Here is an 8153-nt window from a genome sequence, read left to right as displayed (position 1 = left end):
GTCACGCGGAAACGACTGAAGTCGTTACTACGAACAAAAAGAACGACTGAAGTCGTTACTACGAACATGGAGAACGACTGAAGTCGTTACTACAAACATCTTCCCAATCTCCCCCATCTCCCCCATCTTCCCAATAAAAAAGCCCGCAATCATACGGGCTAAATCAAGAGGGGGGGAGTGGGATGTGACTCCGAAATCCCCCCGATCAGAATAGATTCGTGATTTATTGGGGTGGCAGCAGTGCCATTGGATTGACCGCACCTTGTCCGGAAGGATGGATTTCAAAGTGCAGGTGAGGTCCAGTGCTGAAGCCGGTGCTTCCCATTTCAGCAACTTGTTGACCTTGTTCGACTTGCTGTCCTTCTTGCACCATAATCCGGTGATTGTGGGCGTAGAGGGTAACACTGCCATCAGGATGCTCGATCTCAACCAGATTTCCATAACCACCGGAGTTCCACCCCGCAGTGATAACTACGCCAGTGGCGGCGGCATAAATCGGGGTGCCGGTGGGTCCGGCGATATCGATACCTCGGTGCATCCGACCCCAGCGCCAACCATAGCCAGATGTGAACACGCCATGAGCGGGCCAAATATAGCCATTAAAGGTGGGCTGACTGTTGGGTAGGTAGGTATCCGGAGCTTTTAACGGGGGCAACTCCGGAGAGACAACCTGTCCCACAGCAGGCTGCATCAGGGGTGCATAGACTTCCGATCCAATCGGCGCTACGGCGAGGACCTGTTCTTTTTGGGTTTCCTCTGCTCTGGGGGCGGTTTCTAAGGTTTCGTTCGGCTGTGGGTTGAACTGGGGATTAATCCGTTCTGATGGCCCTTCAGGTGCAGTGGAAGTGGTCCGAACAGCCTGGGTAGTGGGGAGGGTCACTGGGACGGATTCCCCGGTGGCTTCTAAACTGAGGTTTTCAGTTCTGTATTTTTCCCGAAGTTTTTCGATTTCTGCTCGTAAACTATCGACGTAACGGTTTTCGAGAACCTCGGGTTCGATCGCATGAGCCTGGATTGACTCAGGGAACGAGCTGCTTTCGTCCGCCTGGGCGGAAAGTTGCGGTTGGACTCTCGGAGAGTTTTCTGCAATAGCAGTCTCGTCTTCCGGTTGAGAAGTCGTCTCTACTGCCTCAATTTGGGAGTGTTGACCGAGGGCTTCTTGTTCCCGGTACTTTTGCCGCAGTTTGAGAATGTCAGCCCTTAAGCCATCAATATGGTCACTTTCATCGGCTTCCGTTTGCACGGAGGGAACCGCTTGAGCAATGAGGGTTTCGGTGCTGGTCCCTGGGAACATCTCTTCGCTGACGGTGCGATCGCCAGTCATCAAGTCTGATGAGCGTTCTGGAGAGCGATCAATCATCGAGACGACGGTTTCCGGAATCGAGGCGATCGCTTCTGATGGTTTATTTGGGGCAATCAGTGAAAAGGTGGTGTCTGTGTCTGTTGTACTTTGTTTGGGTAAGGCAACGACATCACTTTTTGCTGATGCGGACAGATCGGTTCCTGGATCCTCGGTTAAGGAACTAGGGTCCCAGGCAGTCGAGTTAGGTCCCGGTTCCGTTGAACTCAACGGAATTTTAATGGTTTGATTGACTTCGAGTAAGTCTGGATCGTTGAGGCTATTGGCTTCAACGATTTTTTGTGCCGAAACGCCATTGCGGAGTGCGATTTCATCGAGGGTATCTCCAAAACTGACTTGGTAGATCCGCGATGCTAATGCACTTTCTACGGCAGGGATGGCGATCGCCCCATTCATATCGGGTTCAGCCAGGTCTAACGCCTTGCGATCGTCATTCTCGGCTTCTGGGAAGCTGGATAACTCAGGCTGTACAGCTTCTTCCTGACGGATCTCCAGTTCGGGGGTCACTAAGGGGACCAATCCCGAGGTCTCACCGGAGTTCACTTCAGTTCTAGCCGGTTGGGAATTTTCCCAGGCGTTCCCGGTGGAATTTTCTTCCAAATAGGACTGCCAACCTGGGGAAGTTCGTTCAGAATTGACCCGGGACGGTGTAGCTTCCCCCTCGGGCCTTATGCCGTCGAGTAAGGGTTCGTTGGCTCTACCCTCTAAGGAGAGGGGGTCAACAACAGTTCCTGCTGTGGACTCTTGAGCTTCAACCTGGGGCAATAATCCATAAGGAGCCATTTCCGGCCCAGGGCCATCAGACTCCTGGGACATTCCCAGAGAGGATTCAACGACTGAACTGACCGACTCCTCACCCCACAACTCCGCCAGACTTGGATCCAGACGGTTTTCACCGGCCTGACCCACTTCTTCCATGGCAACCCCTGACTCAGAGCGGATTTCATCGATTTGCCAGCTAAAACTTTCGCCAGCAGGGTTCCCTTCGCGAGCCAATTCCTGTGGGTATGGAAGGGTTGAGTTGACTTCCCCGCTTCCTTCGGCTGCGCCGCGATCGCCTGGATTAGAGGCGACCTGTGAGGGTACCGGACCCTGTTCAATTAGGGTCCAGGGAGTTGCTTCTTCCTGAACTTGGGGTTCTACAGCAGAGTCCACTAGGGTTTGTTCTGCTATTTGGGTTCCTGCCTCTTCTGTTGAAGCGGCTTCTGCCTCTAGGGTGGACCAAGAACCGGGATCCGTAGCAGATGTATCCGCTGCGATCGGTGGCTCTGATGCTCCAGCACCTTCGCCTTGTTGAGGCAGCAATATGCTAGACGCCCCCATCGAAATTGCAAGTCCAATCATGGCTGCCGAGGTGCGAACCTTACGGGGGCCAGCTAGTACCTGTCTAATCTCTCCCACCGTCCGATTGCTATCGGCGGCACAGGATGGAACAGGTTTTACCTTCTGCGGAAATGCTCGTTTCAAAAAAACGACCTCCTAACGACCAGTGCTTAACTGTCTTTTGAGTCAATGAATTTACCACCAGTCTATGATGCAGATCACATCACTGAGAGACCGAAGTCACTGACAACAGAATGTTACTTAGGCAAGATTACCCTGATTTTCTGTTTTCGACAAGTTGGTAATGTTCACAAAATGTTAACGGGCAATTTATATTCCTTTATCCAGCGCTTATTTCGGGCTAAATTAACTTCTTCGCTTTCGCGTTCCGTTCTGCCCTGAATCGGAGGAGACAAGCCCCATGATTCAGAAATAAGCTGCTGTTTGGTGATTATAAGGCATTCAGCCCCGAATCCCTGTTTCAATCGCTACGAATCTGCTTGAATGACCCTGTAGCTCCGTTTAGCGCCCTTAATGGTCCCTTAATTTGGACCGAGAATCGGGTGAAAAACTCGCACTCGGGTCGCTTTACAGATACCATGACTCTTGTCCCCGTCCGGGTTTTTTCCTGATTTAATAGAACTTGACCCAGACTGAAATTTACCCGACTACGGATTTAAGTAGATGTCCCGGGAGTGGCTTGAGGTATTTTCCCTCAGTCCTTCAGATGAGACTTTAAGCAGATTTAACTCTAAAGCACAACCGTATCCCTTGGATACTCCCGGTCTTGATTCTCTTCCCCCTGCCCGGTCTATCCTACCCAAAAAATGGCACTTTAAGCCCACCAGCAAAGGGTTTTGAGGGAATCACTCCCTAAAATTGAATGATGAAATCCTATGGAGAAAAGGAGATCGCCCGGTGGATAGTTCTATATGAATTTCTTATGCGTTGCGGAAATTAAATCCCGGATGGGGTGAGGCATCTCCCCTGTCCCTGTTGAGGACTCAGAGGGAATCCGGTTGTCAAAGTCTATAAAAACCCGCAGGCTCAAGGCTGGGGCTACACAAACGAAGCCTGCCTCCGCAGGCTGATCCAGAAAATCGACTTTTAACAACCGGATTGGGTATCATACGGAATCCGGTTGTCAAAGTCTATAAAAACCCGCAGGCTCAAGGCTGGGGCGTTTGCGGACAAAGCCTGCCTACGCAGGCTACTCCATAAAAACGACTTTTCATACCCGGATTTGGTATCAGGTGGCTAAAAAAAAGACTTCACCTCCTGAAAGAGGTGAAGTCTCTTCAGTGATTCGCCCACAGAAAAACCGAGTCTAGTCAGTGGAGTTGACCCAATTGGCGCAGCGCTTCAAAGAGACCTAACGCGGCACTGACAGACAAATTCAAACTGCGGACCTTGGGATGGGTCATGGGAATATAAAGGGTGCGATCGCACTCATCCAGGAGTTCTGGGGATAAACCCGTGGTTTCGGACCCAAACAATAACCAGTCATTGGGTTGAAATTCAAACTCAATGTAATTCTCAGACCCTCGGGCGCTAAACCCCAGTTGACGACCTCCACCCTGGCGGTGAAACTCCCGAAATGCCGCTAAATCGTCATGGAAGTGAACATCGACATAGGGCCAATAATCCAGTCCCGCCCGTTTGAGATAGCGATCGCTCGTCTCAAACCCTAGGGGACCGACTAAATGTAGCGGCGTCCCCGTCGCCGCACAGGTGCGGGCAATATTGCCCGTATTGGGAGGAATTTGGGGATGAACTAAGACAACTTGAGGCATGATGGAGCGCGTACCGTTTCTCTATCCAACTCGGTATCCCTGGCGATCGGGTTTCCGATCCGAGGCTATCCGGGTATCATTTAACCAGAAACCGGGTTCAATGATAGAAATTTTTAATCATAGAGTCTTGAACGCCATTGATTAGATATTCTGATTGACTCCAGGGAATTGCTCAAGCCACCCAAGGCTGACAGATTTTATCTTCCAATTCCGCCTCTTGGTCCCTCATGGAGGCGATCGCCCCTTGAATCACTTGGCGAGGGTCCAGGCCCCGGTCCACCGACTTTAACCACCGTTGCGCTTCATTCCCTTCGCGCAGAATTTTTTTCAGGGGAGATAGAAAACAGCTAAATCCATGTCTCTTCGCCGTCGGCAACACCTCTTCATAGAGTTGCTCAATCCAATCTCGGGCCAAAATCGTTCTCCCGTCTTGCCAGTGGCGCAATTGCGCGTCTAAACTGCGGTGAGCCACGGCAGACTCATTGGCATCGGTCAGGGCGATTAGGTCATCAGCGCGGGTTTGTGCCGGTAGCAAGCTCAGTTCTAGGGGGTCGAGGTGGGGATTTTCCATCAACTGCCACAGACGGGCCTCTAGGAACGCGGAAATGGCGAGTAAGGCGATCGGGTCGGAGACTAATTCACAGATTCGCAATTCCAGGCGATTCAGGGTGTAAGGACGGCGATCGCCATTGGGACGGACCGAACTCCAGAAATGTCGAACATTTTGAAACACCCCCGTCTCTAACTGTTCCTCCGTCCACCGGATAAAATGAGCATGATTTTCAAACAACGGGGCCTTTGCGGGGACTTTCGGGAACAGATGCCAGCGCGTAGAGTGATACCCCGTCACTTCCCCATCCAGGAACGGCGAGGCCGCACTCAGGGCCAAATACAACGGGGCCTCCAAGTGAATCAACCGACAAGCGCGCATCAGCAAATCTGGATTGTCGATTCCCACATTAATGTGAACACTCGCCGTTACCACTTTCGTTCCGTAGGTGTTCTCAATAAACCCGTGATAGGGGTTATGGGGGTCGGAACGATAAAACTGGTCGGTCCTACCCAAAGAGAGGCTACTACCCGGAATTAACGTGTAATTTCCCACCGTCTGGAGATACTCTCGCAGGATCCGCCGAGGCCGCACCAGTTCACATAACAACTGCTCATACCGAAACAGCGGCGGCGTCGTATATTCCACATTCCGGTTATCGGGCTCTCGCATAAAGCGCGGAAGAGCCGCCACAATTTTATCCGAGAGTCCGACAATATCTCCCTGGGGCGTCCCGGTATAAATTTCCACCTCAAAGCCTTTCGATAGCAGCATGATTTGTCCTCCGCTCAATAGTTCTGCATGAAATGGGGTGAATAGAAAAGTGTGTCATCCTCATCCTGAATCCCTCTCTCATCACAGAAACAGGAGTTTGGATTGAGCTTCCCCTTCTTCCATTATGAGAGAACAGGTGCTCGGATGTTGACCAAAGCAGCCATCTCCGGTCCCCTTTCCCCTCGCTGGGGGAGGGCGCTCAAACTCCGAAACCTGAAAAAGTTGCCCGTTAAGGGTTATCCCAAATCCGGTTGGTAAAAGTATTAAACGTAGGGTGGGCACTGCCCACCTTTCCCTACGGTGGGCAGTGCCCACCCTACTACTCTACTCTGATGCTCCCATCCCTATGCCTGAAGATGGATTGCAAATCTCTCCATCGGCTGATGTTTTCTCTCTTTAGATGGTTTTTTTGAGTTAGAAAGCCCGATTCTTGAAGATGAAAACCTGATTGGGCAAGGGTTTTGAGACCGATTCCTCAGAAGGGTTACCTGTTATACCATCCTGAACACCGGACAAACTCACCCCCTCCCCCCCTTGTCAATGGTTCCACACAATCAGACACTTAACTTGTAAAAGAGCAGCCGTCAGCCATCAGCTATCGGCTATGCTTGCACCTGCGTGCAAGTACCGAGTCCCCCGGTTTTGCTTTTGACAGCTACGCTTTCTGTGAAGACTGGCCGCTGATTCAAGGCGAACGACTCGGAGGCGACCGGCTGAGTGCTCACGGCTGACCGCGTGACGCTGTTGAGAGGTTTTTCGTGAAAAAAGTCTTAGCCATTATTCTTGGAGGAGGCGCTGGCACCCGTCTCTACCCATTAACCAAGATGCGGGCCAAACCAGCCGTGCCACTGGCCGGGAAATATCGCCTGATCGATATTCCCGTGAGTAACTGTATTAACTCTGACATTCTCAAAATCTACGTTCTAACTCAGTTCAACTCGGCATCTTTAAATCGCCACCTCGTTCGTGCCTACAATTTTTCTGGCTTTACCGAGGGATTTGTAGAGGTCCTTGCGGCCCAGCAAACGGCGGAAAATCCGACCAGTTGGTTCCAGGGGACCGCCGATGCAGTTCGCAAATATCTTTGGCTGTTTGAGGAGTGGGATATTGATGAATATTTGATTTTGTCCGGAGACCATTTGTATCGGATGGACTATCGCGACTTTTTGCGACGCCATCGCGAAACTAATGCGGATATTACTCTTTCGGTATTGCCAATTGATGAGAAACGGGCTTCAGATTTCGGTCTGATGAAAATTGACGACAATGGCCGAGTGGTTTCCTTTAGCGAAAAGCCAAAAGGAGATGCTTTGCGCCAAATGGCGGTGGATACAACTACTTTGGGTTTAACCCCAGAAGAAGCTGAAAAAACGCCTTACATTGCCTCAATGGGGATTTATGTCTTTAATAAAGAGGTAATGGCGAAGCTGTTGCGGGAATCTCCCGATCGCACGGATTTTGGGAAGGAAATTATTCCCGCTTCCGCAAGCGAGTATAACGTTCAAGCATACTTGTTTAAAGGGTACTGGGAAGATATCGGAACGATGGAATCGTTCTACGATGCTAATTTGGCCTTAACGAAGCAACCTCACCCACCGTTTAGCTTCTATGATGAAAAAGCGCCAATTTACACTCGTCCCCGGTATTTGCCGCCGACTAAGTTGTTAGATTCTCATGTCACAGAGTCGATTATTGGGGAAGGGTGTATTCTCAAGGAATGTCGGATTGAACATTCGGTTTTAGGGGTGCGATCGCGCATTGAAGCTGGCTGTTTAATTCAAGATAGCCTGATCATGGGTTCTGACTTCTACGAACCCTTTGCCGAACGCCAATCCGGTTTGCAAAAAGGCGGAGTTCCCTTGGGAATTGGCTCGGATACGACGATTCGTCGGGCGATCGTTGATAAAAATGCTCGCATCGGTCGCAAAGTACAAATTATCAATAAAGACCATGTGGAAGAGGCCAATCGCGAAAGTGATGGGTTCTATATCCGCAATGGAATTGTGGTGGTTTTGAAAAATGCGATCATTCCTGATGAAACTGTGATTTAAAGGGATTTAATTTTCCCGATTTTCTTTGAGCAGGAATGGCCTAATAGCCTACCCTTCCTGCTCAAAGGAAACAAGTTACATTCTCTTAAGTTCCTAGTAACGCCTTCAGTCGTTATCTTTTCTTAAGTTCGTACTAACGACTTCAGTCGTTATCTTTCCCCGGTTCGTAGTAACGACTTCAGTCGTTTCCGGGCTAATCATAACAACAACCCGCACCACTATCTTTTCTTAAGTTCGTAGTAACGACTTCAGTCGTTATCTTTTCTTAAGTTCGTAGTAACGACTTCAGTCGTTTCCGGGCT

At 50.3% G+C, this 8153-nt stretch carries 4 protein-coding genes; 1 reads left to right on the top strand and 3 read right to left on the bottom strand.

Annotated features, from left to right (window positions below; genetic code table 11):
- Positions 1 to 223: 223 nt before the first annotated feature.
- The 3 genes from NG833_RS08725 to gshA all read right to left on the bottom strand — a co-directional run bounded on the left by NG833_RS08725 (position 224) and on the right by gshA (position 5800).
- The gene (locus NG833_RS08725) at positions 224 to 2827 is read right to left on the bottom strand and encodes a LysM peptidoglycan-binding domain-containing M23 family metallopeptidase (RefSeq protein WP_254564904.1); all 2604 of its coding nucleotides are present in this window, start codon (positions 2825 to 2827) and stop codon (positions 224 to 226) included.
- A gap of 1187 nt (positions 2828 to 4014) precedes the next feature.
- A complete protein-coding gene (locus NG833_RS08720; protein ID WP_254564903.1) occupies positions 4015 to 4476 on the bottom strand; it encodes a tRNA (cytidine(34)-2'-O)-methyltransferase in 462 nt (153 codons plus the stop codon).
- Between the two features lie 172 nt (positions 4477 to 4648).
- On the bottom strand, positions 4649 to 5800 hold the full coding sequence (gene gshA / locus NG833_RS08715; RefSeq protein ID WP_254564902.1) for a glutamate--cysteine ligase: 1152 nt from the start codon (positions 5798 to 5800) through the stop codon (positions 4649 to 4651).
- Between the two features lie 758 nt (positions 5801 to 6558).
- Between gshA and NG833_RS08710 the strand changes: the two genes are divergently transcribed.
- A complete protein-coding gene (locus NG833_RS08710) occupies positions 6559 to 7851 on the top strand; it encodes a glucose-1-phosphate adenylyltransferase (RefSeq protein ID WP_254564901.1) in 1293 nt (430 codons plus the stop codon).
- Positions 7852 to 8153 lie beyond the last annotated feature (302 nt).

Origin of the sequence: Oscillatoria sp. HE19RPO, assembly GCF_024220515.1 — a bacterium.
Lineage (GTDB): Bacteria > Cyanobacteriota > Cyanobacteriia > Cyanobacteriales > Laspinemataceae > Laspinema.
This window is presented reverse-complemented; position numbering and strand designations above follow the sequence as displayed.

What these genes read in the sequence shown, in the direction of transcription:
- gshA (WP_254564902.1), bottom strand. Translation starts at nt 5,800, where the DNA reads ATGCTGCTATCGAAAGGCTTTGAGGTGGAAATTTATACCGGGACGCCC.
- NG833_RS08720 (WP_254564903.1), bottom strand. Translation starts at nt 4,476, where the DNA reads ATGCCTCAAGTTGTCTTAGTTCATCCCCAAATTCCTCCCAATACGGGC.